Annotated in this window: 23 protein-coding genes and 1 pseudogene; 4 read left to right on the top strand and 20 right to left on the bottom strand. The window is 59.8% G+C overall.

Going from position 1 to position 26,158, the window contains the following annotated elements:
• The first annotated feature begins 407 nt into the window (after positions 1-407).
• The gene (locus I2I01_RS19550; RefSeq protein ID WP_196288181.1) at positions 408-596 is read left to right on the top strand and encodes a hypothetical protein; all 189 of its coding nucleotides are present in this window, start codon (positions 408-410) and stop codon (positions 594-596) included.
• A 124-nt stretch (positions 597-720) separates the two neighbouring features.
• On the opposite strand, the gene I2I01_RS19545 is transcribed toward I2I01_RS19550, so the two are convergent.
• The 11 genes and pseudogenes from I2I01_RS19545 to I2I01_RS19495 all read right to left on the bottom strand — a co-directional run.
• Complete coding sequence (locus tag I2I01_RS19545; protein ID WP_196288180.1) at positions 721-1,560, bottom strand: phytanoyl-CoA dioxygenase family protein; 840 nt, start codon at positions 1,558-1,560, stop codon at positions 721-723.
• Positions 1,561-1,894: 334 nt separating this feature from the next.
• Positions 1,895-2,404 (bottom strand): NADH-quinone oxidoreductase subunit J family protein, encoded by a 510-nt coding sequence (locus I2I01_RS19540; protein ID WP_196288179.1) that lies wholly within the window; start codon positions 2,402-2,404, stop codon positions 1,895-1,897.
• A 115-nt stretch (positions 2,405-2,519) separates the two neighbouring features.
• Positions 2,520-3,098 (bottom strand): NuoI/complex I 23 kDa subunit family protein, encoded by a 579-nt coding sequence (locus I2I01_RS19535; RefSeq protein WP_196288178.1) that lies wholly within the window; start codon positions 3,096-3,098, stop codon positions 2,520-2,522.
• A gap of 5 nt (positions 3,099-3,103) precedes the next feature.
• Complete coding sequence (nuoH, locus tag I2I01_RS19530; protein ID WP_196288177.1) at positions 3,104-4,183, bottom strand: NADH-quinone oxidoreductase subunit NuoH; 1,080 nt, start codon at positions 4,181-4,183, stop codon at positions 3,104-3,106.
• Positions 4,184-4,314: 131 nt separating this feature from the next.
• Positions 4,315-5,331, bottom strand: coding sequence for a 2Fe-2S iron-sulfur cluster-binding protein (locus tag I2I01_RS19525; RefSeq protein WP_196288176.1), 1,017 nt, complete (start codon positions 5,329-5,331; stop codon positions 4,315-4,317).
• 27 nt (positions 5,332-5,358) lie between these two features.
• Entirely contained in the window at positions 5,359-6,699 is a 1,341-nt protein-coding gene (gene nuoF, locus I2I01_RS19520) for an NADH-quinone oxidoreductase subunit NuoF (RefSeq protein ID WP_196288175.1), read from the bottom strand.
• A gap of 30 nt (positions 6,700-6,729) precedes the next feature.
• Complete coding sequence (locus I2I01_RS19515) at positions 6,730-7,305, bottom strand: NADH-quinone oxidoreductase subunit NuoE family protein (protein WP_196288174.1); 576 nt, start codon at positions 7,303-7,305, stop codon at positions 6,730-6,732.
• Between the two features lie 21 nt (positions 7,306-7,326).
• On the bottom strand, positions 7,327-8,514 hold the full coding sequence (locus tag I2I01_RS19510) for an NADH-quinone oxidoreductase subunit D (RefSeq protein WP_230679225.1): 1,188 nt from the start codon (positions 8,512-8,514) through the stop codon (positions 7,327-7,329).
• A 232-nt stretch (positions 8,515-8,746) separates the two neighbouring features.
• Positions 8,747-9,307, bottom strand: a complete 561-nt coding sequence (locus tag I2I01_RS19505; protein ID WP_196288172.1) for an NADH-quinone oxidoreductase subunit C — start codon at positions 9,305-9,307, stop codon at positions 8,747-8,749.
• A gap of 88 nt (positions 9,308-9,395) precedes the next feature.
• Positions 9,396-9,953 (bottom strand): NADH-quinone oxidoreductase subunit B, encoded by a 558-nt coding sequence (locus I2I01_RS19500; RefSeq protein ID WP_211538049.1) that lies wholly within the window; start codon positions 9,951-9,953, stop codon positions 9,396-9,398.
• Positions 9,954-10,122: 169 nt separating this feature from the next.
• Positions 10,123-10,503 (bottom strand): annotated as a pseudogene (locus I2I01_RS19495) (NADH-quinone oxidoreductase subunit A); the annotation flags it as partial.
• A gap of 326 nt (positions 10,504-10,829) precedes the next feature.
• Between I2I01_RS19495 and I2I01_RS19490 the strand changes: the two are divergent.
• Together I2I01_RS19490 and I2I01_RS19485 are read left to right on the top strand one after the other, a co-directional pair.
• Positions 10,830-11,999, top strand: a complete 1,170-nt coding sequence (locus I2I01_RS19490; protein WP_196288170.1) for a sensor histidine kinase — start codon at positions 10,830-10,832, stop codon at positions 11,997-11,999.
• A complete protein-coding gene (locus I2I01_RS19485; protein ID WP_196288169.1) occupies positions 11,980-12,384 on the top strand; it encodes a response regulator in 405 nt (134 codons plus the stop codon). Before I2I01_RS19490 ends, I2I01_RS19485 begins: the two co-directional genes overlap by 20 nt.
• Before the next feature lie 129 nt (positions 12,385-12,513).
• Here the strand turns inward: I2I01_RS19485 and pruA are convergent, their stop codons facing one another.
• From pruA to I2I01_RS19445, 8 genes are all read right to left on the bottom strand, one after another.
• On the bottom strand, positions 12,514-14,178 hold the full coding sequence (gene pruA / locus I2I01_RS19480; RefSeq protein ID WP_196288168.1) for an L-glutamate gamma-semialdehyde dehydrogenase: 1,665 nt from the start codon (positions 14,176-14,178) through the stop codon (positions 12,514-12,516).
• Between the two features lie 674 nt (positions 14,179-14,852).
• Positions 14,853-15,401: a nucleoside/nucleotide kinase family protein gene (locus I2I01_RS19475; protein WP_196288167.1), complete on the bottom strand. Its 549-nt coding sequence runs from the start codon at positions 15,399-15,401 to the stop codon at positions 14,853-14,855.
• Positions 15,402-15,529: 128 nt separating this feature from the next.
• Positions 15,530-16,222, bottom strand: coding sequence for a YjjG family noncanonical pyrimidine nucleotidase (locus tag I2I01_RS19470; RefSeq protein WP_196288166.1), 693 nt, complete (start codon positions 16,220-16,222; stop codon positions 15,530-15,532).
• A 90-nt stretch (positions 16,223-16,312) separates the two neighbouring features.
• Positions 16,313-17,254: a geranylgeranylglycerol-phosphate geranylgeranyltransferase gene (locus tag I2I01_RS19465; protein ID WP_196288165.1), complete on the bottom strand. Its 942-nt coding sequence runs from the start codon at positions 17,252-17,254 to the stop codon at positions 16,313-16,315.
• A gap of 138 nt (positions 17,255-17,392) precedes the next feature.
• Positions 17,393-17,587: a cold-shock protein gene (locus I2I01_RS19460; RefSeq protein WP_196288164.1), complete on the bottom strand. Its 195-nt coding sequence runs from the start codon at positions 17,585-17,587 to the stop codon at positions 17,393-17,395.
• A gap of 146 nt (positions 17,588-17,733) precedes the next feature.
• Complete coding sequence (gene iscX, locus I2I01_RS19455; RefSeq protein WP_196288163.1) at positions 17,734-17,970, bottom strand: Fe-S cluster assembly protein IscX; 237 nt, start codon at positions 17,968-17,970, stop codon at positions 17,734-17,736.
• A gap of 142 nt (positions 17,971-18,112) precedes the next feature.
• Positions 18,113-18,448, bottom strand: a complete 336-nt coding sequence (locus I2I01_RS19450; RefSeq protein ID WP_211538048.1) for a 2Fe-2S iron-sulfur cluster-binding protein — start codon at positions 18,446-18,448, stop codon at positions 18,113-18,115.
• A 70-nt stretch (positions 18,449-18,518) separates the two neighbouring features.
• On the bottom strand, positions 18,519-19,310 hold the full coding sequence (locus I2I01_RS19445; RefSeq protein WP_196288161.1) for a Rossmann-like and DUF2520 domain-containing protein: 792 nt from the start codon (positions 19,308-19,310) through the stop codon (positions 18,519-18,521).
• A 219-nt stretch (positions 19,311-19,529) separates the two neighbouring features.
• Here I2I01_RS19445 and I2I01_RS19440 point away from each other — a divergent pair, with 219 nt between their 5' ends.
• Complete coding sequence (locus I2I01_RS19440) at positions 19,530-23,132, top strand: T9SS-dependent choice-of-anchor J family protein (RefSeq protein WP_196288160.1); 3,603 nt, start codon at positions 19,530-19,532, stop codon at positions 23,130-23,132.
• A gap of 404 nt (positions 23,133-23,536) precedes the next feature.
• On the opposite strand, the gene ccsA is transcribed toward I2I01_RS19440, so the two are convergent.
• Complete coding sequence (gene ccsA, locus I2I01_RS19435) at positions 23,537-26,152, bottom strand: cytochrome c biogenesis protein CcsA (protein WP_196288159.1); 2,616 nt, start codon at positions 26,150-26,152, stop codon at positions 23,537-23,539.
• Between the last annotated feature and the right edge of the window lie 6 nt (positions 26,153-26,158).

The following is a 26,158-nucleotide window of genomic DNA, read 5'->3' as shown; positions in this document are numbered from 1 at the left end:
TCGACCATTCATCTAGGTATATTGAAGAGGCTTTGAGAAGCTATAAAAAAGCTGATATAATTAATTAGCAAAGCTATAGCCGGCATTTTCGAGCAAACCGACAACACCACTGAGCGTCTGCGCGTCCACTTGGATAAGAAGTAGAAATCTTAGAAACAGAAGCGGCGACGGATGCATCCGTCGCCGCTTTTTATTTAACGCTACAGCAAAAGCACTTATCGGTCTTTACACTTGCTCAAAAATATAAGCTCCTCTATGAGAGTAAAAATTGACCCCATATCTAGAATCGTTCGCCGGGCAATCAGCAAGACTTAACGAACAACGGACCCAGTTAGACGAAGCTCAAAATCCGGCCGTGCCCCCACCTAGTAGGTTTGTATCAGTTAAACACTTCAAGCCCCGCATACATGTCTAAGCTGTACATCTTCGCCGCCGTTTTTCTGTTCTGGAGCGCCCTTGCTGCTTCCCTGATGCAAGTGCAGCTGACCGCCTCGCCGGTACACAAGATGCGGGTTGCTACCTATCGTTCCATGTCTATGCGCGCCACCGTAGTGGCCCAGACCAATACCACCGCTACTACGGTTTCCTATAATTAAGCCGCTGCTTGTTAATAATTCTATTCGATAAATAAGGTTGCTATCAATAATGCTAGGCTAAAACAGCCGTGCCGAACCCGCAAGGTTCGGCACAGCTGTTTTAAAACACAAAATGGTCTATTGGCTATCGCCAAGCCATATTTTCTTTAAACTCGACCGGGTACATGTTCAGGTACTGCACAATGCGCGGGTAGGTGCCGTGGTTGGGGCTGCTGCCGTGCGGCAGCATGTGGTGCCAGATAACAAAGTCGCCAGCTTCGGCGGCAATGGGTACAACCTGCGCCTGCAAATTCACGCGGCGCGGGTCGGTGCCGGCGGGCAGGCCGGCCAGCCAGCTTTCCAGCCGCCGATGGAAGCCCGGCACGCAGCTAAAAGCGCCCTGGTGGGCGGGTGTGTCGCAGAGGTAGAGCAGGCCTTGGGTGCCAAAGTGAAAAGGCGGTTCCAGGCTCATATCCCAGTGCAGGGGCGTGCCCTGGTGCATGTAGTTGTCCGTCTCGGGTGGGTTGAAGCTGGTGCGGTCGGTGGTTTTCCAAAGGTCGCCGGTTTGCCAGAGCTGGGCAAAAGCTTTTTGAATTCGTTTCGACTGCCTGTTGGCCCGCAGGGTAGGATGATGATAAAAATCCATCATCATTCCTTTGCCAATGGCTTTTTGATACCACGTGGCCGGGTCTTGCGGGTTCATCCCTAGCTTTTCCCAAACGGCATCTTCCGTAGCCCGTGCTTGCTCTTTAGACACCGCCGCCCGCACGATTACGTAGCCATGCTCGTCCCAGAAAGCCAAATCCTGGGCGCTCAGCACGTCCTCCATTTGCTCTATGTCGCGCAGGCTTTCCTGTAAGCCTTCCGGATAGGGCTGACCGGACAATACACTGTTGAGCCGGGCCACATCCAGCGGGTCGAGCTTTCCCTGATGCTTGTCCAGAATCCAGCCTTCAAACTCCGGAAAACCCGGAGCGGAGTTCATTAGGTATTGCAGAGTTTCTTCAAGGGACAAGCCCAAGCCATTCAGAAGCAAATTATCGAGGCGCCAGTCTCGCTCAGTTTGCTCCACGAATACTCCATTGCGCTTGGCCAGCACCGTTGACCAGAAATGCTTTAGATACCTCACGCCCAGGCTCCCGACTTCTTCAGGGCCAGCGACAATTTCTTTTGCTTTCGGCTTGAAGATATTCTGGAGAAACATAGAAAAAGATGATTGGTAGACGTTCAGTTGTTGCCAGCAAGTTAGCAGTAGCGCATAAAAAAAAGCGGCAGCTGAAATCTCAGTTGCCGCTTGTAATACAGGTTGTTGCTTGCGCTTAAAAATTCCGCTCGCCCGTTTCGCGCTTACCCAGCATCACCGAGCCGACCATGGCGGCCAGCAGTAGCACCGACGCCAACTCAAACGGCAGCGCGTAGTCGCGGAACAGCACCATGCCCAGCCGGTCCACCATGCCAATCTGCGAATCGAAATTGGCCGGGTCGTAGCCCGCGGGGCTCACGTTGCGCAGCGCCGCCACTAGAATCAGCAGCAGGGAGCCGCCGGCAATGGCGGCCGCAAACTTAGCCAGGGCTGGCTTGTGGGGCTCCGTATCCTCGTTCAGGTTCAGGAACATAATCACGAACAGGAATAGCACCATAATGGCCCCGGCATACACGATGATGTTCACCGCTGCTAGAAACTGCGCATTGAGCAGCAGGTAGTGGCCCGAAAGCGTGAAGAACGTGAGGATGAGGAACAGGACGCTGTGTACCGGGTTTTTGGCCAGTACCACGCCCAATGCACTCAGAAGGGCCACGAACGAGAGAAAGAGGAAGAGAGGAGACATTTAAGTGTCATGCTGAGCGAGCGAAGCATCTTATCACGCTTTCGCCGCAGGGATTAACATATGCTGATGAAGGGAGCGGTGATAAGATGCTTCCTTCGTCAGCATGACAGGCGTATTAAGCCGTTTGCGTGCGCAGCGTAGCGGCCTGCTCGGGCGTGAGCTGAATGCCACGCTTCGAACGCAAGTCCGGCGAGACGGGCTCCACCAGCCGGTCCTTGCCGTAGATGAACTCGTCGCGCTCGAAGCGCGGCGGGGCCATTTTATCGGCTTGCAGGTACACAGCGGCTTTCGGGCAGGCTTCTTCGCACAGGCCGCAGAAAATGCAGCGCAGCATGTTGATTTCGTAGCTCACCGCGTATTTCTCCTCGCGGTAAAGCCCTTCCTCGCCCTTCTTACGCTCGCCGGCCACCATCGTAATGGCTTCGGCGGGGCAGGCCACGGCGCACAGGCCACAGGCCGTGCAGCGCTCCCGACCTTTCTCGTCGCGCTTCAGCACGTGCAGTCCGCGAAACACGGGCGAGAAGGGGCGTGTCTCCTCGGGGTAACGAATGGTAACTTGTTTCTTGGTAGCAGCCCGGAAAAAGTGCTGCATCGTAATCGACAAGCCTTGGAAGATGGCCGGCAGGTAAGCCCGCTCAGCCAGCGTCATCGGCTTTTTGGTCAGGACTTTGGCGCGTTTGCTTAAGGATTCCATATAGGTTATTTAATTACGCCGAACGTAATCAGGCCGCCCGTCAGCAGGATGTTGAAGATGGCCAGGGGAATGAGGATGGTCCAGCCCAGGCGCATCAGCTGGTCGTAGCGGAAGCGCGGAAGCGTCCAGCGCACCCACATGAAGAAGAAAATGAAGGCGAAGATTTTCAGGAACACGCCCACCGCTCCGAGAATGGTGATGATGTTCTGGGCCGTCACCAGTTCCATGCCGCGGCTGCTCACCAGCCAGTCGCGCAGCTCATACTGGAAGGGGAAGTTGAAGCCGCCGAAGTAGAGCACGCTCATCACGGCCGAAGCCACAAACACGTTGATGTACTCGGCAAACAGGTACAGGCCCAGCTTCATCGAGCTGTACTCGGTATGGTAGCCGCCTACCAGTTCAGTTTCGCACTCGGGCAAGTCGAAGGGCGTGCGGTTGGTTTCGGCAAAAGCGCAGACGATGAAGATGATGAAGCCCAGCGGCTGCTTCACCACGTTCCAGAAATGCCACTCGCCGGCCACCGACTGCTGCAGGGTGATTTCGCGCAGCGACAGCGTGCCCGACATCATCAGCACCGCAATCAGGGCCAGGCCCATAGCCAGTTCGTAGCTGATGTTTTGCGAGGCAGCCCGGATGGCGCCCAGCAGCGAAAATTTGTTGTTTGAGGCCCAGCCGCCAATCATGATGCCGTACACGCCCAGCGACACAATGCCGAACACGTACAGCATCCCAACATTGATTTCAATGCCCTGCAAGTGCACCACGGTGCTGCCGAACTGCAGGAAGTTGCCGAACGGAATCACGGCCGACGACATCAGGGCCGTAATCATGGCCAAGCAGGGGCCGAAGATGAACAACGCCCGGTTGGCCCCGGCGGGGAAGAATTCTTCCTTGGTGAACATCTTCACGGCATCGGCCAGCGGCTGCGCCAGGCCGAAGGGGCCGGCGCGGTCGGGCCCCACCCGGTCTTGCAGGAAGGCGGCAATCACGCGCTCGGCGTAGGTGCAGTAAGTGGCAATGAGCAGCGACAGGCCAAAAACGACCAGAATGACGAGGCCTTGCCAGCCCAGGGTTTCGAGAGTCATAGGGGAGTAGCTTGTGTCATGCCGAGCGGAGTAGAGGCATCTCGCTCGAATCGTTGCCACGGTTGAATTCCCGCGGCAAGCAAGATGCCTCGGCTATGCTCGGCATGACGTTCTATGTAGTGTCGGGCTAATTATCCATTCAGGCCGCCTAGTTTCAACGGCGGGTTGCGTTCCAATTCGCGGGTGGTGCTTTCGGGCAGGTCCTGAATCACCTGCGGGTTCACCACCGGCAATTCGTAGTGGTTTTGGGCGATAACCGAGGCGCGGTTGATGTGCGCCGGGCCTTCGAGCACCCAGTCAGCCGTTTCTTTCTTGTCGAAGCGGCACTCGTTGCAAATCCACTCCTTCACCTCGCCGTACTCATCCTTGCGGGCAGTTACGCGCAGTACGTCCTTGCCTTTGTACCACAGCGTTACGCGGCCTTCGCACTTCTCGTGCGAGCAGTTGCGGTGCGCATTCACTGGCTTGGTGAACCACACGCGCTGCTTGAAGCGGAACGTCTTATCGGTGAGGGCGCCCACCGGGCACACGTCAATCACGTTGCCCGAGAAGTCGTTGTCGATGATGTTTTCGATGTAGGTACCGATTTCGGCGGCATCGCCGCGGCCCAGCACGCCGTGCACGCGGTTGTCGGTAATCTGGTTGGCCGTGTACACGCAGCGGTAGCACAGGATGCAGCGCGTCATGTGCAGCTGAATGAGCGGGCCGATGTCGATTTTCTCGAAGGTGCGGCGCTCTTCCTCGTAGCGGGTAGTGCTCACGCCGTGCTCGAAGGCAAAATCCTGCAGGCTGCACTCGCCGGCCTGGTCGCACACCGGGCAGTCGAGCGGGTGGTTGATGAGCAGCATCTCCACGATGCCTTTGCGCACGTCGAGCACCTGCTGGTTGATGGTATTTTCCACCACCATGCCGTCCTGCACCGTGGTGATGCACGAGGCCACCAGCTTGGGCATGGGCCGCGGGTCTTTGGCCGAGCCGGCCGATACCTTCACCAGGCAGGCACGGCACTTGCCGCCCGAGCCTTTCAAAGGAGTATAGTAGCACATGGCGGGCGGCACCACGCCCCCGCCGATTTGGCGGGCCGCGTTCAGGATAGTGGTGCCGTCCGGAACCTCTACCTCAATGCCGTCGAATGTTATTTTAGCCATTGTATGGGAGGATAATCGTCAAGGATATTAAGCCAGCACGGCCGTGCCGCGGTAGGCCGCGCCGGGAGCCGTAGCTTCTTTGGGGTTGGTCACGTGCCACTCAAACTCGTGACGGAAGTGGCGCACGGCGGCGGCTACCGGCCAAGCGGCCGCTTCGCCCAGCGGGCAGATGGTGTTGCCCTCAATCTGCTTGGCTACGCTCACCAGCAGGTCGATGTCGTGCATCGAGCCGTGGCCGTGCTCCAAACGGTGCAACACCTTCTCCAGCCAGCCGGTGCCCTCGCGGCAGGGCGAGCACTGCCCGCAGCTTTCGTGATGGTAGAAGCGCGAGAAGTTCCAGGTGTTCTTCACGATGCACGTCGTTTCGTCCATCGCAATGAAACCACCGGAACCGAGCATGGTACCCGTCACGAAGCCGCCGTCGCTCAGCGACTCGTACGTCATCAGGCGGTTTTCACCGGCCGCGGTTTTCAGAATCAGTTCTTTCGGCAGAATCGGCACCGACGAACCACCAGCCACTACGGCCTTGAGGTCACGCCCTTTCCAAATGCCGCCGCAGTACTCGTCGGAGTAGATAAATTCCTCAACGGGAACCCCCAACTCGATTTCGTAGATGCCTGGCTTATTTAGGTGGCCGCAAGCCGAAATCAGCTTGGTGCCGGTGCTCTTGCCCACACCGAGCTTGGCGTACTCGTCGCCACCCTCGTTGATGATGGGCACCACGGCTGCGATGGTTTCTACGTTATTCACCACCGTGGGGCGGGCGTAGAGGCCCTGCACGGCTGGGAACGGCGGCTTGTTGCGCGGGTTGCCGCGCTTGCCTTCCAGCGACTCCAGCAGCGCGGTTTCCTCGCCGCAGATGTAGGCGCCGGCGCCGGGGTGCACGTGCAAATCCAGGGAGTAGCCCGAGCCGAGGATGTTCTCGCCCAGAAAACCGGCGGCGTAGGCTTCGGCAATTGCTTTTTCCAAAATGCGCAGCACGTACAACAACTCGCCGCGGATGTAGATGTAGCTGGTGCGCGCGCCCAGGGCGTAGCTACCCGTAATCATGCCCTCGATGAGCAGGTGGGGCAGGCGCGACATCAGGTGCCGGTCCTTGAAGGTGCCGGGCTCCGATTCGTCGGCGTTGCACACGAGGTAGCGCGGCACGCCCTCAGGCTTGGCCAGGAAGCTCCACTTCATGCCCGTGGGAAAACCCGCGCCGCCGCGGCCGCGCAGGCCCGACTTCTTTACTTCTTCTACCACTTCGTCGGGCGTCATGGTTTTGAGCGCCTTTTCCACGGAGCGGTAGCCGCCGTGCTTGCGGTACACTTCGAAGGTGTTGATGCCCTCGACGTCGATATGTTCAGTTAATAGCTTGCGGCCCATAGTGGTAAGCGTTGTGCTGATGGCCAGCTTTTAGTAATTCTTCAGCGAGTTCGGCAAAGTGCTGTTTTCCTCCCAAGGCAGAATGGGGCGGTGCAACAGGCTCTTCAATTCGTTCAGCATGGCGTCCACCGCTTCGGGGGTGTCGAGCTGCTCGTAGTATTTCTCGCGCACCTGCACGATGGGGGCAAAGCCGCAGGCGGCCAGGCACTCAACTTCTTTCAATGTGAAGGTACCGTCGGGCGAGGTGCCGCCCACTTTGGCGCCGGTGATGCGCTCCAGGTGCTCAGTCAACTCGTCGGAGCCACGCAGCATGCAGGGGCCCGTGCGGCAGATTTCCAGCACGTGCTTGCCTACCGGCTTCAGGTTGTACTGGGTGTAGAACGTGGCTACCTCGTACACCTCAATCGGCTTGATGTTCAGCGTTTCAGCAACCAGGTCCTGCACCTCGGGGCTCACCCAGCCGCCGAACTCGGCTTGCGCGATGTGCAGAATCGGCAGCAGGGCCGACTTGCTCCGGTCTTCCGGATAGTGCGTGAGCAGGCGCTTGATTTCCGCCTGGGCAGCAGGGGAGAATTGCGGTTTGGTGGGCGCGGTGGTCGGCTCCATAGCAGTCAATTTCAACAAAAACTAAGCGTCCAGCTCGCCGGCGATGACGTTCATGGACGAGAGAATGACAATGGCGTCCGACAGCGTCGTGCCCACGGCCATCTCGGGGTAAGCCTGATAATAGATGAAGCAGGGCCGGCGGAAGTGCAGGCGGTAAGGCGTGCGGCCTCCGTCCGAAATCAGATAGAAACCTAGCTCGCCGTTGCCGCCTTCCACTGAGTGGTACACCTCGCCCACGGGCGCATCAATTTCGCCCATCACGATTTTGAAGTGATAAATCAGCGCCTCCATGTTCTTGTACACTTCGGGCTTGGTAGGCAGGTAGTAGTGGGGGGCGTCGGCGTGGTATGGGCCGTCGGGCAGGTTGTCGAGGGCCTGGTTGATGATGCGCAGGCTCTGCCAGATTTCCTCATTGCGCACCAGGAACCGGTCGTAGGTGTCGCCGTTGGTGCCCACCGGAATGTCAAACTCGAAGTCCTCGTAGCTCGAATACGGGTTCATCACGCGCACGTCGTAGTCGACGCCGGCAGCCCGCAGGTTGGGACCAGTAAAGCCGTAGCTCAAAGCCTTTTCCGCCGAAATCGGGCCCACGTTCACCACGCGGTCCATGAAAATGCGGTTGCGGGTGAACATGGATTCAAACTCCTTCATCACCGCCGGGAAGCTTTTCAGCCAGTCGCGCAGCTTTTGCAGGGCCACGGGCGAGAGGTCGCGCTCCATGCCGCCTACGCGGCCCATGTTGGTGGTGAGGCGGGCGCCGCACACCTCCTCGTAGATTTCGTAAATCTTCTCGCGCTCCTGGAACACGTAGAGGAAGCCCGTGAAAGCGCCGGTGTCCACACCCAGAATCGAGTTGCAGATGAGGTGGTCGGCAATGCGGGCCAACTCCATCATAATCACCCGGATGTACTGCGCGCGCTTCGGTACGGTCACGCCGAGCAGCTTCTCCACCGTCATGTGCCAGCCCAGATTGTTGATGGGCGACGAACAGTAGTTCATCCGGTCGGTGAGGGTGGTAATCTGATAGAACGGCTTGCGCTCGGCCAGCTTCTCGAAGGCGCGGTGGATGTAGCCGATGGTGGGCACGCCCGACACAATTCGCTCGCCATCCATTTGCAGGATGTTCTGGAAAATGCCGTGCGTGGCGGGGTGCGTGGGGCCCAGGTTCAGCGTCGTCAGCTCCTGGCTGAAGTCGTTGAGGATGGGCATGAGCTGGCCGGGGCGCTGGGCGGCGGCCTCTTCCTGAATCTTGTGGGTGCCTTCCAGCGTGTCGTTTACTGCCATTTTTAATTCTTGTCGTATTTGTCGTCTGTCATCCTGAGCTTGCGAAGGACCTTATCAAGCTGGAACGAGTTACAGTAATTAGTTAAATACTGCGCCGTGCTGTCGTCATAAGGTCCTTCGCAAGCTCAGGATGACAGATGGGCGCATGACAAAAGGCCTAGCGGCCGAAAAACAGGTCGGTTTTGTCTTCGCGGGTACCGTCTTCCACCGGGTATTCGCGGCGCATCGGGTGGTAGTCCATGTCCTCCACGTTGAGGATGCGAATGAGATTGGGGTGGCCGGTGAAGATGATGCCGAAGAAATCGTAGGCCTCGCGCTCCATCCAGTTGGCGGTGTTGTAGAGGTCGGTCAGCGTCGGCACCACCGGGTCGGCGATGGGGAAGAAAATTTTAATCCGCAAGCGGATGTTCTGCGTCAGGCTATGCAGGTGGTAAATCATGCCCAACTCCTGGCCCTCGTTCTCCGGGTAGTTGATGCCGCACATAGTGGTCAGGAAATGAAACTTGATTTCCTGGTCCTGCTGCAGGCCGGCAATGATGTCGTGGATTTTCTCCCGCGTAGTGGTCACCGTCAGCAGGCCGTGGGGCTCGTGCACATCGGTAAAGGTGGCCTCGCCAAAGAGGCGGTGCAGCAGCGCCAGCACTTTCGCGTTTTGGGCCTTTATCGGGTCTTCGGCAACGGGTGCTTCGGGAGCAGCAGCGGATTCCTGAGGGGACATGTATTCTGGGTTTCGGTTCTGGTTGGTTGTTTCCGGATGGTCACGCAAGTGTCCAAAAATCAAAAACAACCAACCGAAAACCAGTCAATTACTTGATGTTGTAAGACGCCAGCAGGGCCTGATACTCAGGCGCGTTGCGGCGGCGGAAGGATTCGTTTTTGGCCAGGTCCTGCACGCGGAGCAAGCCGTCGAGCACCTGCTCGGGGCGGGGTGGGCAGCCGGGCACGTACACGTCGACCGGGATGATGCGGTCGATGCCCTGCAGCACCGAGTAGGAATCGAAAATGCCGCCCGAGCAGGCGCAGGCGCCCATGGCCAGCACCCAGCGGGGCTCGGCCATCTGCTCGTACACCTGCTTTACGATGGGTGCCATTTTCTTGGCAATGGTACCCATCACCATCAGCAAGTCGGCCTGGCGGGGCGAGAAGCTCGGGCGCTCGGAACCAAAGCGCGAAATGTCGTAGTGCGAGCCCATGGTGGCCATAAACTCGATGCCACAGCAGGACGTGGCGAAGGGCAGGGGCCAGAGCGAGTTGGCTCGGGCAATGCCCACTACCTTCTCCAGCGAAGTAGCAAAAAAGCCGGCGCCCTCAATGCCCTCGGGCGCCTCGACCGTTTTAATCTCAGGAACTCTATTATCAGCCATGATAAGTCGTCAGTGGTTAGCGGATAGTGATTAGTGGTGAGTTGATGGCCGTATTAAACGCTAACCATTAACCACTAATCACTAAGAATTACGCGGCCTTCGCTACTTGGGCGGGCCGGTTTTCCAACATCGGCGCGGCGGCGAAAGTTTGCCGCGAAGGCTCTTCGTTCCAGCGCAGAATGCCCTTTTTGATGATGTAGAAGAAGCCGGCCAGCAGCAGGGCCATAAACACCAGCATCTCGATGAAACCGGCGCGGCCCAGGGCGCGGAAGTTCACGGCCCACGGGTACATGAAAATAACCTCTACGTCGAACAGCACAAACACGATGGCCGTGAGGAAGTACTTCACCGAAATGGGGGTGCGGGCATTGCCCACGGACTCGATGCCGCACTCGAACGACTCGTTCTTGACCTGGCTGGTGCGCTTGGGGCCCAGTAGGTGCGAAACAATCATGGCGAAGGCCACAAAAGCCAGCGCCAGGCCGAACTGAATGACAATGGGGAGATAGTCGGAAGGCTGATAATTGGCAGCCGGCAGGGCTAGGTACATAGGAGTCAATTATATAGCAAACAGGCCTCACGGGCGCTGAAGGGCAAAGGTAGCGCCCACGGGGTTGGGGCGCAATGTTGGGGCGAAACAGTAAGCCGCGACCAGAGCAAGGCAAGCTCGACCATCTACTACGTACTCAATGTGCAAAGCGTGGCAACGATGAATGAGTAGCCCGACGTAATCTAAATCGGATGCTATGTTGGAGAATTGAACCTGTATGCAGCGCTGTGATTTGTTGAGGTTAAGTAGAATTTATTCCGTAGATTAACTTAACAATACCGTTTCGGCAGCTTTCGCGCTGCGACTTTGTATAACAATACCATCCCATGCCGCCAAGCGCCAAACCTGCTCCTGAATCGACGTTGACGTACGCGGACCTAGCGAAGCGGGAGCATCAGTTGTCTGTTATCTTCAATACGATTGCCGACGTAACGTTTGTGCTGAGCGTAGAACCGGATGGTCGGTACCGCTTCATTTTCGCCAATAAAGCGTTTGAGAAAGCCACCGGTGTGCCGGTAGATAAAGTAGTGGGCCGGGAGGTGCGTGAAGTCATTCCCGAGCCATCCCTCAGCCTGGTGCTGACGAAATACCAGGAGGCTGCCACTACCCGGGAGCGAGTGGTGTGGCAAGAGGTTTCTGATTACCCCACGGGCCGCGTGACGGGTGAAGTGAGCGTGGCGCCCGTGTTCGACGAAGCCGGCCGCTGCTCCCAGCTGGTGGGTGTGGTGCACGACCTGACCAAGGAAAAGCACGCCGAAGAGCAGCAACGCTTGCTGACGGAGCGGCTCATGCAGCAAAATTCCGATTTGCAGCAATTTGCTTACATCGTGTCGCACAACCTGCGAGCTCCGCTGGCCAATGCGTTGGGCTTTACGGATTTGCTGACGCGGCTCGATAAAGACTCCGAAGCGTATGATACTTCGGTGCAGCACCTGCGCACCAGCTTGCAGCAGCTGGACCAAGTGATGACGGATGTCAACGACATTCTTTCGCTGCGCGACACACAGGCGGGGTATCGGCCCGAGCCGGTGGCACTGGCAGCGGTGTGCCAGCTGGCGTTGGAGGGCTTGCAAGAGGCACTGCAAGCCTGCGGCGGCCACTTGCACAACGCCATTACGGAAGGCTTGCGGGTGGCGGGCAGCCGGGCATATTTCCACAGCATCTTTTACAACCTGATTTCTAACGCCATCAAGTACCGCTCTGACGCGCGGCCCTTGCAGATTGATGTGGCTGCAAGTGAGGTACCTGATGGCAGCCTGACCATTACCGTGCGCGACAACGGCTCGGGTTTCGACCTGGAGAAGGCGAGCCCGCACGTTTTTCAGCTTTACCGCCGTTTCCATAGCGCCGCTGTGGGCCGTGGCATCGGGCTGTTTTTGGTAAAGGCCCACGTAGAAGCCATGGGCGGGCACATTTCGGTTCGGAGCCAGGTGAACGTGGGCACCGAATTTACCATCCACTTCAAGCCTGCAGCAGATGAAAACCTACCTCATTGACGATGACTACCTCGCCATCTACCTCACCGAGCAGTTGTTGCGCGCCGAGGGCTTTTCCAATACCATCTGCACCTTCCAGTCGGCCAAAAAAGCCCTGGACAAGCTGCTGATTCGAGCAAGGGAAAACCAGGTGCCCCAGGTGGTTTTTCTCGACCTGAACATGCCTGAGATGAACGGCTGGCAATTTCTGGACGCGCTGGCGCCCTACGAGGAGGAATTGCGTGGTAGCTGCTCCATCTACATTCTCACCTCGTCTTTGGCACTGAGTGATTTGGAGAAGTCGAAGGAGTATGAGTTGGTAGCGGGGCTGATTCACAAGCCGCTGGACAGCGGCGAAATACGGGCTATTCAGTCGCAGCTGGGCGATGGGCCGGAGGCGGCTTGAACCACTTCAGGCATTCGGTGTGGTCCGAGCCATTCGGCTGTGCGAAGACACGGCCGTGACGCAGATGAGCATGCACCCCGATGCCAAAGAATAAAAAAGGCCCGCATCGGAGGATGCGGGCCTTTTTGCTTACAAACCTTTGTCGCGGTTCAAATCCTCCGCCGGCTCGGAGCCGAGGAAGGGGTAGCGGTAATCGGTGACAGGCACGAAGGTTTCCTTGATGGCACGGGGCGACACCCAACGCAGCAGGTTCAGCATGGAGCCGGCCTTGTCGTTGGTGCCGGAGGCGCGGGCGCCGCCGAAGGGCTGCTGGCCCACCACCGCGCCAGTGGGCTTGTCGTTGATGTAGAAGTTGCCGGCGGCGTGCACCAGCTTCTTCGAGGCCAGGTCGATGGCGTACCGGTCTTGCGCGAACACGGCGCCGGTGAGGGCGTAGGGCGAAGTGCTGTCTACCAGTTCCAGGGTTTCCTCGAATTTGTCGGCGTCGTACACGAATACCGTTACCACGGGGCCGAACAGTTCCTCGCACATGGTCACGTACTTGGGGTCTGTGGCACGAATGACGGTGGGCTCGATGAAGTAACCTTTCGACTTGTCGTAGCCACCGCCGGCAATGATTTCGGCGTTGGGGTCAGCTTTGGCACCGTCGAGGTACTTGGCAAGCTTGTCGAACGACTTCTCGTCAATCACGGCGTTGATGAAATTGCCAAAATCCTCTACGTCGCCCATCTTGAACGAAGCGAGGTCTTCCTTCACATAGCCCAGGATTTCATCGGCCAGGTTGGAGGGCAGGTACACGCGCGAAGCGGCCGAACATTTCTGGCCCTGGTATTCGAAGGCACCGCGCGAGATGCCCACGGCCACCGCCTTGGCGTGGGCCGAGCGGTGGGCCAGGATGAAGTCTTTGCCACCGGTTTCGCCCACAATGCGGGGGTAGGACTTGTAGTTGGCAATGTTCTGGCCGATGGTTTTCCAGATGCCGTTGAACACGCCGGTGGAGCCGGTGAAGTGGATGCCGGCAAAGTCGCGGTGCGAGAAAATGACGTCGCCGGCCGTGGGGCCGTCTACATAAACTAGGTTAATGACGCCATCGGGCACGCCGGCTTCCTTGAACAGCTCCATCAGCACCTGGGCCGAGTAGATTTGGGTGTTGGCGGGTTTCCATACCACCACGTTGCCCATCATGGCCGCCGAGGAGGGCAGGTTGCCGGCAATAGAGGTGAAGTTGAAGGGCGTGAGGGCGAACACGAAGCCTTCCAGCGGGCGTTGCTCCAAGCGGTTCCACATGCCGGGCAGGCTCTCGGGCTGCTGCTTGTAGATTTCCTGCATGAAGTACACGTTGAAGCGGAAGAAATCAATCAGCTCGCAAGCGGCATCGATTTCGGCCTGGAAGGCGTTCTTGCTCTGGCCCAGCATGGTGGCCGCGTTGATGCGGGCGCGGTAGGGGCCAGCCAGCAGGTCGGCGGCTTTGAGAAACACGGCGGCGCGGTGCTCCCAGGGCAGCGCGGCCCAGGCGGTGCGGGCGGCCAGGGCAGCATCGATGGCCAGCGTCACGTGGCTGGCATCGCCCATGTGAAAGTGGCCGATGGTGCGCTGGTGGTCGTGAGGCGGCGCAATGCGCTCCAGCTTGCCGGTGCGCACCTTCTGGCCGCCGATGTACATAGGGATATCAAGCTCCAGCCCGCGCAGGCTCTTGAGCTGCTGCTGCAGCTCGAGCCGCTCCTTGGAGCCGGGCGCGTAGCCTTTAACGGGTTCGTTGACGGGAGGGGGGACGTTGAAAAAGCCAGTGGCCATAGGGTTTCGGGTTAGGTTTTGGGAAGGGTTGGGGTGGGAGAGGGCAAAGGTAGCTTGGGTAGTCTTCTTCCAATTCTTCAATAGCCTGTGTGGCGTAGTAAATACTCCCCAGTGGTATCAACAACTTGCCACGGCTTTGAAAGAATACTATCGCCTGAAATAGGCGTAGCCCATATTAAACCGGGCACTATAGGCGCTATAGCAACCCGTCGTCGGCGACTATACCCGTATGTGGGATGCCATAGCCATTGCCTTCTGACACGCAACAACCCTTGTCGATATTCAGGTTTACTTCTCGACCACTGTTCTTGCTTGGCAAATACATATTCGAATGGCGCCCGCGCATCGCGCCAAAAATTGCGCTGTAAAATGTGAGGAAACCTGTACACGAATAAAGCAGCTGCCCATAACATCTGTATGAGTAGCACACCTCCCCAAAGCATTTTGGGCATGAATACCCACACCCGACGAAGCTGCTTTAGCTGCACTTGCAATAGTCCCGAAACAGGAAAAGCAAAGCCCCAAACCACCCAATGAACAGGATTGCCAACCCATAGGGGAGCGAATTCCAATGGCGTCAATTCCGTCAGGATGGAAACCAGTAGGCACAGCAGCCAGATAATGCTTATGGACCAAGCGAAAGACTTAGAAATTAGCATAAGCAGCCCAAGCCATTACAGCCGCCCCAGCAGCGCCTGCACCTGCTGCATGAGGTCCTCGCGCGAGCCAGTGTTGTGCAGCACAGCATCGAAATGCGGGTAGTCGTCCATGGCGGTTTCGCTGGGGTGGTTGTCGTCGCGGGTGCCGTCGCCGCGCTGGTGCAGGGGGTCGCCCTCCACGCGCAGCATGAGGCCGCCGCGGGCCCGGATGGGGTCGGCCTCGTTGGCGAAGCGCACATCGGGCACCAGCACGAATGCATCGGCCGGCAGGCCGGCAAAAAAGGCATCGACCCACACCAGCGGCTCCCAGGCGCGCAGGGCGCTGCCCACCTGCTGCAGCATCTCGCCCCGCGTGCGGCGGAAGGTGGGCACCAACTCGGCCTTGCCGCGCTGGGTGTAGTAGGGGGCCACGTCCTCGCCCGTGAGGGCGGCGCAGACGGATTTGATGGAGTCGCCGAAGGAGCGAATCTGCCACTGGCGCTCGGGCTGGAGCTGTTGTAGAATGCGGGCCACGGTGTCTTTGCCGCTGCCCCGGCGGCCGGAAAGGCCAATGAGCTGAATCATGTTGGTGCTTGGGTGGCGCCTGTCATCCTGAGCGCAGCGAAGGACCTTATCACGTTTGCATCGATTCAATTACTGCGAACCGTTCAAACAAGATAAGGTCCTTCGCTACGCTCAGGATGACAGATGGCTTACAAAATGTCTTTCAACTCGCTCAGGCAGCTGATTTCGTGCGTGGTTTGGGCGAAGTGGCGGCGCTTGTCGGGGTTGAAGTACACCTGGTCGATGCCGGCATTGCAAGCGCCGAGCACATCGCATTCCAGGTTATCGCCAATCATCAGGCTTTCGGCAGCGGTGGCGCCGGTGTGAGCCAGCGCGTGGGCAAACATGCGCGGGTCAGGCTTGAGGTGGCCGCTGTGCTCCGAGGTAATTACAGCCTCAAAGTAGTGCGCTAGGTTCGACGACGCCAGCTTGATAGCCTGGATGTCGTTGAAGCCGTTGGTAATGAGGTGCAGGCGATACTTGGTCTTCAGGTAGTCGAGCACCTCGTGGGTGTAGGGAAACACGGCCGACTTCAACGGCAGCAGGTCGGTGAACTCATCCGAAATGTTAGCCGGAATCTGGTCATCGGGCACACCCAGCCGGGTAAGCGTGCGCGTGAACCGTACCTCGCGCAGCTGGGCCTGTTTGATTTTGCCGCTCTGGTACATGCGCCACAGCGCGTGGTTAATGTCGCTATAGACCTGGATAAATTCTTCCGCCGTGAAAGTGCCAAACCGCGCGAAGTCATGCCGCTCGTACAGCGTGTGGAGCGTGTCGTTGGCATTTTTCTCAAAGTCCCACAGCGTGTGGTCGAGGTCGAAGAAGAGGTGACGATATTTCATTAAAGTAATTAGCTGCACGCGGTCAGCTGTTAGCCAAAATGGAGAAGCTGTTAGCGCTGACAACTAACAACAAGCAAGTAGTAAGGAGAATCACACCGTGCCCGCCAGCGCCATGCTCAGCACGCCCGCCAGCATAATGCCCTTGCACAACGTGCTCAGCGCATGAAAATGCCGGCGTCGGTCGGCCCGCAGGAGCAGACGCGCCAGCTGAGCCATGGGCAGCAACACCAGGAGCGCCAGCCAAGTGCCTAGCGGCCAGTGCCCGCTCATGAACAAGCGCGCCGTAGCGCCCAGAGTGAGCAACGCCAGGCAGGCCAGGAAAAAGCCCGTCACCCACTTGGTGCGGGCCACGCCCCACACGAGCGGCAGCGTGCGGCAGCCGTGCTGGGCGTCGCCGCGCATGTCTTCAATGTCTTTCACAATCTCGCGCACCATGGTTAGCAGGAAGGCGGCCAGCGCGTAGGGCCATACCACGCTGTGGCTGTCGTGGCGGGCCAGCTGCCACTGCAGCTCGGGCAGCAGCACCAGTGCCGCCGTGAGCGTGGCAATGCTGGCATTGCCCACCAGTGCCACCCGCTTGAAGCGCGCCGAATAGCCCCACAGCAGCAGCGCCGTGCCCAGCGTGACCAGCCCCAGGACTGGATGCAGCCAGCCGGCCAGCAGCACCCCGGCGCCGCTCAGCAGCATGTGGGCCAGCATGGCCTTGCGGCGGTTCACCACCCGCCCCACCACCAGCCGGTCGGGCCGGTTGATGGCGTCAATTTTCACGTCGTAATAGTCGTTGATGATGTAGCCCGCCGCCGCCACCAGCAGGGCCGCCAGCACCAGTGCTCCGAAGCGCCAATCGAGCAGCGACTCGCGCAGCGGCGTGCCCGGCAGCAGCAGGCCCGCCCGCACCAGCGCCATGCACAGCAGCATAATGAGCAGGTTGGGCCAGCGCACCAGCGTGGGCAGGGCCGTGCGCAGCCGCTCCGGCGCGGACGGGGCCGGGGCAGCGGCAGGCGATGGCGGCTTGGGCAGGGGCGGGTTCATGGGCGGGGCAGCGAGGTGCAAAGGTCGGGGAAACCGGCGGCCCCGCGCCATTTCGCCCGCGGCGGGCAATAAAAAAGCTTCTCCGGCTGGGAGAAGCTTTTGAGGCGGAAGATTCCGCCAGTTTGGAAGCGGCAAAACTCAGATTTTGCGCACGTTTACGGCGTTGATGCCTTTGCGGCCTTCCTGCGTGTCGAATTCCACCCGGTCGTTTTGCTGCACCGTGAGGCCGTTAAGGCCGGTTACGTGAACGAAGAAATCCTGTTTGGTTTCGTCGTCGGTGACGAAGCCATAGCCTTTGGCCTCGTTAAAAAATTTGATGGTGCCGGTTTTCATGCAAAAACAACTAAAAATGGAAAGGTGGAATAACTGCCGGGTAAAGGCGACGGCAAGGCCTGAACCGGGGCGGCGCGTCCGGTTCAGGGCAGCTTACGCGGGAAAGTGGCCCGGGGTTGGGGCCAAATGGCAACCTGAGCCGTAGGCTATTGGTTATCGCGCCACTCGTACACCCACTTGGCCTGAATCTGCTCCAGGTGGCCTTCGTTGGCCTGCTCGCGGGTGCCTTCAAAATTGTCCAGGCTCAACACCCAGTCAATCAGGTCGGTGAAGCGGATGCGGTAGATTTTGGCCTCGGTGAAGTCGTCGCCGAACTTCTCGTAGAGTGCCATGGCAATGTCTTCGTGGTCGGCCCAGTGCATGGGCGGCTCAAAGTGGTTCATTCTAGAAGGGTTGAGTTTTGAGGGTTGAATGTTGAATGAAAAGAGGAGTAGGCTGAGACCTTAACTTAATAGGTCACTTTGCAGCCCAGAAGCAAGAGCCGATAATTCAACCCTCAAAACTCAACATTCAACACTGCAAAAATTAGTGCCCGAGGAAGTGCTGGGGCGGGATGGTGACGGTCACCTGCATGTCCTTCTCCAGCACGCACTGGCAGGCCAGGCGGGAGTTGATGCGCGGGTTCTCGGCACGGTCGATGAAGTCTTCTTCCTTGTCCGAAATCTCGGGCAGGTCGTCGCCGCCGGCGTTCACGTAGATGTGGCAGGTGCTGCAGCCGCACACACCGCCGCAGTTGTGCTGGAGCTGAATGCCGTTGTTGAGGGCCACGTCGAGCACCGATTCGCCGGCGGCCGCCACGTGGGTTTGGGCCGGCTGGCCGTCGCTGAACTGGAAGGTGATGGTGGTGGCAGGAACAGACAAAACGAGAAACTTATAAGTCGAAAAAAATGCTGCGTTTGAAGCCGCAAAGGTACTCCGCCCGGCTCCGGCATCAAAGCTGCGCCTGAATGCTGGCCGTGAGCTGCGCATACAGCGCCTGCCAGGCCGGGTGGGCCGCCAGCGCCGCCGCGTGGGCGGCCAGCGTGGGCGCGTCGCGGCGCACGGCAGGCCCGGTTTGCACCGAGAAAGGCGGGTGAGCGAGGGCTTTGTCCACAGTTTCGCGCACCAGCGGGGCCAGCAATTCCGGTGGCAGGGCAGCTTCGGCCAGCAAGGCATCGGCAATGCCCAACAGGTGGTTGGTGAAATTGTTGGCAAACACGGCGGCCACGTGCAGCTTCAGGCGCTGGGCCGAGTCGAGTTGCCGCACGTGCCGACTGAGGCTGTGGGCCAATTGCAGCAGGGTGGTTTCCGAAGCCGGGTCGCCGGCCTCGACGCACAGCGGCACGGTGGGCCAGTCGATGGCCCTGCCGGGGCTGAAGGTTTGCAGCGGATAGAGCACCCCGCCCCGCACGGTCGGCTGGGCTTCGAAAATCGATAGCGGCAGTGCCCCGGCCAAGTGCACCACCAATGCGCCCGCGGGCCAGGATACGGCGGCCAGCAATGGGGCCACGGCAGCATCGGGCACGGCCAGCAGATACACGTCGGCGGGTGGCAGCGGGGCTGCGAGGGAGGGTAGCACCTGGGCCCCGGGCAGATGGGCCGCCAGCGCTTGGGCCGCCGCAAGGCTGCGGTTCCATACGAACGCTAGCTGATGGCCGGCAGCGGCCAACGCCGGCCCCAACTGATTGGCTACCCGCCCGGCACCCAGCAGCCCAATGCGCAAATTGAACCGAATAGGATTCATTAAAGATAAATTTTGGTACAAGGGGCTTCGCTGTCTTAAAGCCACATTAATTCGCTATGAAAAGGAGCAGAATTACATCACCTGGAAGGACTGTTTAGGTTTTTATGCTAAATAATTAGCAACTTGTACCCTCAAAACTACCATGCAAACGGGCAGCTGGTTGCACGGCTTTTCATTCATTCCCCTTCTGTTTTTTATTCACCCACTTTACCCTTTTTTATGAACCACCAATACGACCGCACGGGGCCGACCTCGCGCCTACGGCACTGGGCTTTGGCGGCGTTGCTGGCGACCGGAGCCGTGGGCTCGGCGCACGCGCAGCTGGGCTACGCTGCTGCCAACGTCACCAACACGGCCGGTACCTACACCGACCTGGGCACCACCGGCACCGCCATCAGCACGGCCAACACCGATGACGCCAACTCGGCCGCTACGCCCATCGGCTTCAACTTCGTGTTCAATGGCACGACGTTTACCAACTTCGTGCTTAACACCAACGGCTTCATCAAGCTGGGCGGTACGGCTCCGACCGGCGCGCAGTATACCGACGGTGGCCAGAGCACGGTGAACGGACCCATCGACGGCGCCGACACCAACCTGATTCTGCCCTTCAACCAGGACCTGGGCCCCGGCTCGGCCGGCGGCACGGAGTACCGGGTGACCACCACGGGCACCTCGCCCAACCAGGTGTGCACCATTCAGTGGAAAAACGTGTCGGATAAGGCGCGGGGCACCATTGGTACTCAGTACGCCAACTTCTCCTTCCAGGCCAAGCTATACGAAGGCTCCAACCAGATTGAGTTCGTGTACGGCACGGCCACGCCCGGCGCTGCCAGCGCCGACATTGCCAAGTTCTGTTTGGTGGGCATTAAGGGTTCCAACGCAGCGGCTACCGTACTGGGCACCAAGGCTTCGGCCACGCCGTGGTCGGGTACCGTGTTCGCCGCCGGCGCTTACACCGGCAACGGGCACAACGTGCGCGTGACCGTGCTGCCCGACCCGGGCCGTACTTACCGCTTTAGCATTCCGGTGGCCAACGATGCCGCAGTGTCGGCCATTCAGGGCTACGCTTCGGTGATTGTGCCGGCTAACAACCCCATCACCCTGCGCGGCGTGGTGCGCAATGCGGGCACCACTGCCCTGACGGGTACGGCCGTGACGCTGACCATCAGCGGCGCCAACACCTACACCGCGACGCAAACCATTGCCTCGCTGGCAACGAATGCGTCGGGGGTAGCCACGTTCTCGGGCATCACGCTGCCCAACGCCGGCCAAAACACGGTGACCATCAGCGTGGCCAGCGACGGCAACAACGGCAACAACTCGGTGTCGCAGCCCATGGAAACCAGCGCCACCACGTTCTCGGCCGCTACGCCGGGTGCGCTGGCTGCCAACAGCGGCTTCAACGCCGGTGATGATTTCTTCTACGCCACCAAGATGACGCTGAACACCCCGCGCAGCATCACGGCCATTACGGCTCTGCTGACCGACGTGGGCAACCAGGCCACGGCCAAGACTTCTGTGGGCGAAAGCGTGTACGGCGTGGTGGTGAACGCCACGACTGGTGCCGTACTGGCCCGCTCGGCGAACTACGTCATCACGGCGGCCGACTTTAACGTCTTCCACACCTTCACCCTCACTGCCCCGGCCACGGTGCCGGCCGGCGACGTTCTGATTGGCATGGCCCAAACCGCTTCGAGCGGCACCCTGCCTTACTATCCCTTCGGCGTGCAGCCCGAAGACCCCACCCGGCCGACTACTTACTACCGTGGCTCGGCCACGGCTGCCGCGGCTCCGGTAGAAGCCCTGACCGCAGCCGGCCAGAGCATCTACAAGTTTCCGTTCGGCGCTGTGACGGCTGCTCCGGCCAACAACGACGTGGCCGTGAATGAAATCCAAGGCTACGGCTCCATCGCCGTGCCCGTGGGCAACCCCTTCAGCATCCGCGCCGTGGTGCGCAACGGTGGCGTCGCCGCCATTACCTCGCCTCTGACCGTGACGCTGACAATCAGCGGGGCCAACACCTTTACCCAGACGCAGACCCTGACCTCGTTGCCCGTGAGCGGCACGTCGGTGGTGACCTTCACCAACATCAGCCTGGCTAACGTAGGCGCCAACACCGTGACTGTGACCGTGCCTAACGACGACAACAACGCTAACAACACGGCAAGCCAGCCCATGACCACCAGCGCCACGCGCTTCTCGTTCGAGACGCCGGGCGCCACCAGCGGCGGCAGTGTTTTCACCGCCGGCGCTAACAACTATTACGCCGCCAAAATCACGCTGAACGCTACCCGCGATATCACGTCGGTGACGGCCCTCATCAGCGATGCTGGCAACCAGGCCGGCGCCGCGAAGACTTCGGTGGGCGAAACCGTGTACGGCGTAGTTATCAACGCCACGACGGGTGCCCTACTAGGTCGTTCGCCCAACTACGTAATTACCGCTGCCGACGTGAATACCTTCCACACCTTCACGTTCAGCGCGCCGGTGAACGTGCCGGCTGGTGATGTGCTCATCGGCATGGCCCAAACCGCGCCTTCGAGCGGCACGCTGCCTTTCTTCCCGTTTGGCGTACAAAACGAGAGCCCCAATCGCCCGAACACCTACTTCACGGGTTCGGCTACCACGGCCGCCGCTCCCACGCCGGCACTAGCCACGGCTTCGGGCAGCGCGTTCAAATTCCCCTTCGGGGCCGAAACCGCCGCTCCGGCTACTTGCCTGGTGCCCACGGCCTTCACCATCACGGGCAGCACGTCTTCGTCGGTATCGTTCTCGTTCACGGGCCGCGCTGGCGCTCAGGGCTACCAGATTGTGTACGGCCCGCAGGGCTTCACGCCCGGCGGTGCTAACAGCACCACCACGCCTACCTTCACCGGCACTACCTACACGCTGAATGGCCTGTCGGGCAGCACGGCTTACGAGTTCTACATCCGCACCATTTGCAGCGCTACCGACCAAAGCGCCCCGGCTGGTCCGGTGGGCATCACCACGGCCTGCACGCCGCCGGTTATCAGCACCTACCCCTACAACCAGAACTTCGACGTGATTTCCGCCGGTCAGGCACTGCCCTGCGGCATCACGGTGGTAGACAGCAACAACGACGGCTTCACCTGGCGCGCCACGGGCACCGTGGATGCCAGCCTGGCTACGGGCAACATCTCGCGCTCGACCCCGAACGCCATGGTGTACTCTTATAACTCGGCCGACGTGACGGTGGGTGCCAACGACTGGTTCTTCACCCCGGCCCTGACTATGACCAACACGCAGCGCTACCGCCTGCAGTTCTACTTCCGCGCCGCCGCCGGTTACCCCGAGGGCCTGGAAGTGAAGTACGGCACGGCCGCCACGGCCGCTGGCCAGACCACGACCATCTACACGAACACCAACATCACGAGCACGCTGTACCGTCCGGCCAACAACACCACCACGCCGGTGGTGGCCGACATCACGCCTGCTAACGGCAACTACTACATTGGCTTCCACGCCATCAGTGCCGCCAGTTCGGGCTTCCTGGCCGTGGACGACCTCACGATTTCGGCCGGTCCGCTGGCTACCTCGGAGGCCCTGAAGCGTGCCGTGAGCGTGTTCCCGAATCCGTCTGCTACGGGTGTGTTCAACCTCGAAATCCACGGTGCCAACGCCAAGCAGGCAATGGTGGTGGAAGTGACCAACATGCTGGGCCAGCGCGTGTACACGGGCACGGCCAAGGACAACTTCCAAAACAGCGTGAACCTGTCGGGCCTGCAGTCGGGCATCTACTCCATCACCGTGCGCAACGGCCAGGAGTACACCCAGCAGCAGATTGCGATTGTGAAGTAAGCTGAGGCTGACTTTCAATTAAGGCAAAAGGGCCGCCCAGTGGGCGGCCCTTTTTGTTTGGCCTGCCTTATAAGCTTTTGGGGCATTTGCGCCCGGTTGGAACCAGGCTTTGCCGTATCAGAAGTACTCCGCAGGGAAGGGGTGTTTCGCAACGGCGCAAAAGCAAATGCTTATCCTAATGCGCTTTTGCATCCTCGGAATCGTACCGAGGGTTAAAGCATTTTTGGCCCGTACCAAAATCTTGCCTACAGGTGCAGTTATCCCTAAAGCCTACCAAACTACGGAATGACGCATATTTAAACTTCAGAAGCCCGCCTGACTGCCGTTCGGCGCTTGTTCAAAACGGCAAAAGCCCATCGGACGGAAGTCTGATGGGCTTTTGCGATAATCAAGGATGCAGGTCCTTAGCTCACCGGCTGGGGCCGCACGGCGCGGCGGCCGGCTTCTTCGGTGGCTTCGGTTTCTGGGGTTTCTTCGGCTACCACGCCCTTGCCGCCGCGCTGGCGCACGCTCAGGCCAAAGCCCAGGGCCATGAGCAGGGTGCCGCTCCAGAGCAGGTTGATGAAGGGCTTCTCCATGGCCTTGAGGATGACGTAGTCCTTCTGGGTGGTGCTCACGCCGAAGGTGAACTTGCCGGCCGTGGGGTCGATGGCGTTGAGGGTAAGGCGCACGCCGAGGTCTTCCACCTCGTCGGGCACGCGGCCCACCATGCAGTTGCGCACCACAAACACGGGGTGGGCGTGGTACTGGCGCTTCTCGCCGGTCACAATCATGTCGGCCTGCAGGGCCAGGTCGCCCTTTTGCAGGTTGAGGCCGGCGGTTTCGTGGGCCGGCTCAATGGCCCGGAACACGGCGAAGTAGTCGTTGAGGAAAATGGTGTCGCCCACGGCCAGCACGTGTTCGGTGGCCTCGCTCCACGGCTTCTCTTTGCGCGGGTCGAGCACCGAACTCACGTGGGTGTAGATGTCGTGGCCCCAGAACTTCTTGATGGCCGGCGAGGCCAGCAGGCCGCCGCCTTCGCCGCCGCCCATCTCGTCGTTTACCTGCGCGCGCGGGTAGAGCGCAAACTGCTCACCCGACTTCGCATCCTTGTAATTGATGCGGTAGTAAGTGTTTTCGGGCAGGATGTTCACCGTGTCGCCGGTTTTGTAGTACGTCTTGCCGTCCACCGTGATGGGCGCGCGGGCCAGGGCCTTGTACTCGTCGTCGGTGCGGTAGAGGAACTGCTTATCTACGTAGCCGGGCACGCCGGGCACCTCGAAGAACTGGCCGGTGTAGGTAAGCTGGTAGCCGTGCATGGGCGTGGTTTCGTTGCGCCACAACAGCACGTTGTCGCGGTTCAAATCCTCACTGAACTCCCGCGAGTACAGCAGGCCCGATACGTTTCGCGAAATGATGTTGGAATAGCCCGCTGAAGCCAGGATGCCCAGCAGCATCAGGGCAATGCCCAAGTGGGCCACCGCCCCGCCCGAGAGGCGGATGCCACGCCGCAGCAGCGTGAAAATCATCCCGAAGTTGGCTAGCACCCCAAACAGGCCCGCCAGCGTGAGCACCACGTAAGGCGCCGAGATGGTGAGGCCGTTGTAGCGCACCAGCAGCACCACCAGCGCCGTGCCCAGCAGCGCCAGCAGGGTGGGCGCCGTGAGGGAGTTGATGACGGTTTCGCGGTTGTTGCGCTGCCACCACATAATCTGGGCCACGCCCGAGAGCAGGGCCACGCCCACGCCCATCCAGAGCTGCAGCTTGGAGTAGTGGGCAATCTGGTCGGCGGGCAGGGCCACGTTGGTTTTGATGCCAATCAGCCCCATAAAGGAGTTATACACCGGAATGCTGGTGGTAAACAGCACCTGGAATGCCCCCAGACATAGCACTGTAGCGCCTACAAATACCCACAGCTCGGGGTTGTAAGCCGTCAGCTCTTTGGGCGACACCGGAATCTCCTTCCAGCGCGAAATCAGCAGCGCCACCGCCAGCACCGCGAAGGCTGCCAGGTAAATGAACAACTGCCCGCTCAAACCCAAATCGGTGAAGGAGTGCACCGAGGCATTGCCCAACACGCCCGAGCGGGTGAGGAAGGTGGCGTAGAGAATGAGTACAAACGTGGCCACCACCAGCGCAAAGGCAGTGCGCAGGCCGGTGCGGCGCTTCTGCCACAGTACCAGCGCGTGCAGCGAGGCCACCAGTACCAGCCAGGGAATGTACACGGCGTTTTCGACGGGGTCCCAGTTCCAGTAGCCGCCGAAGTTCAGGGTTTCGTAGGCCCAATAGGCGCCCATTACCACGCCCACGCCCAGCACGCCGCCGCCCACCAGTGTCCAGGGCAGGGCCGGCTTCACCCAGGCGGTCAGCTCGCGCTTCCAGAGAGCGGCAATGGCGAAGGCGAAGGGCACTAGCGTAAGCGCAAAGCCCAGAAACAGCGTGGGCGGGTGAATCACCATCCAGTAGTTCTGCAGCAGGGCGTTGAGGCCGGTGCCGTCTTTGGGCACAAAGTCGGGGTTCATCTTCCACACCGGCAGGTCGGTGAGGAACTCGCGCAGCAGGATGAAGGGGGAGGAGCCCACCTTCACGCCGCCCAGCACCACGCCCAGAATCATGCTCACCAAAAACAGCTGCACGCCACTGAATACGGCCATCACCGGCGCCTCCCAACGGCGGTTAAATTTCATGATGCCGAAGCCCAGCAGCACCTGCCAGAATATCCAGAGCAGAAACGAGCCCTCCTGCCCTTCCCAGAAACAGGAAATCATGTACTCCACCGGCAGGTGGTTGGAACTGTGGCTCCAGGCGTAGTAGTACTCGTAGCGGTGGGCGTGAATGATGTTAAACAAGCACCCGATGACCACGAAAATGGCTACGCCGTGCACGAAAAACGCGCCCCGCGCCAGCCGCCGCCAACTGGCGTCTTCCTCGCCCAGCGCCCGGCCCTGCGAAGCCTGGAAGTAGCCGTACGCGGCCACCAAAGCCGCCGCAAACGCCACGATGACGCTCAGGTGGCCGATTTGTCCTACTAATAAGTTCATAAGCTA

It is taken from the genome of Hymenobacter properus, from assembly GCF_015694735.1.
GTDB lineage: Bacteria > Bacteroidota > Bacteroidia > Cytophagales > Hymenobacteraceae > Hymenobacter > Hymenobacter properus.
This window is presented reverse-complemented; position numbering and strand designations above follow the sequence as displayed.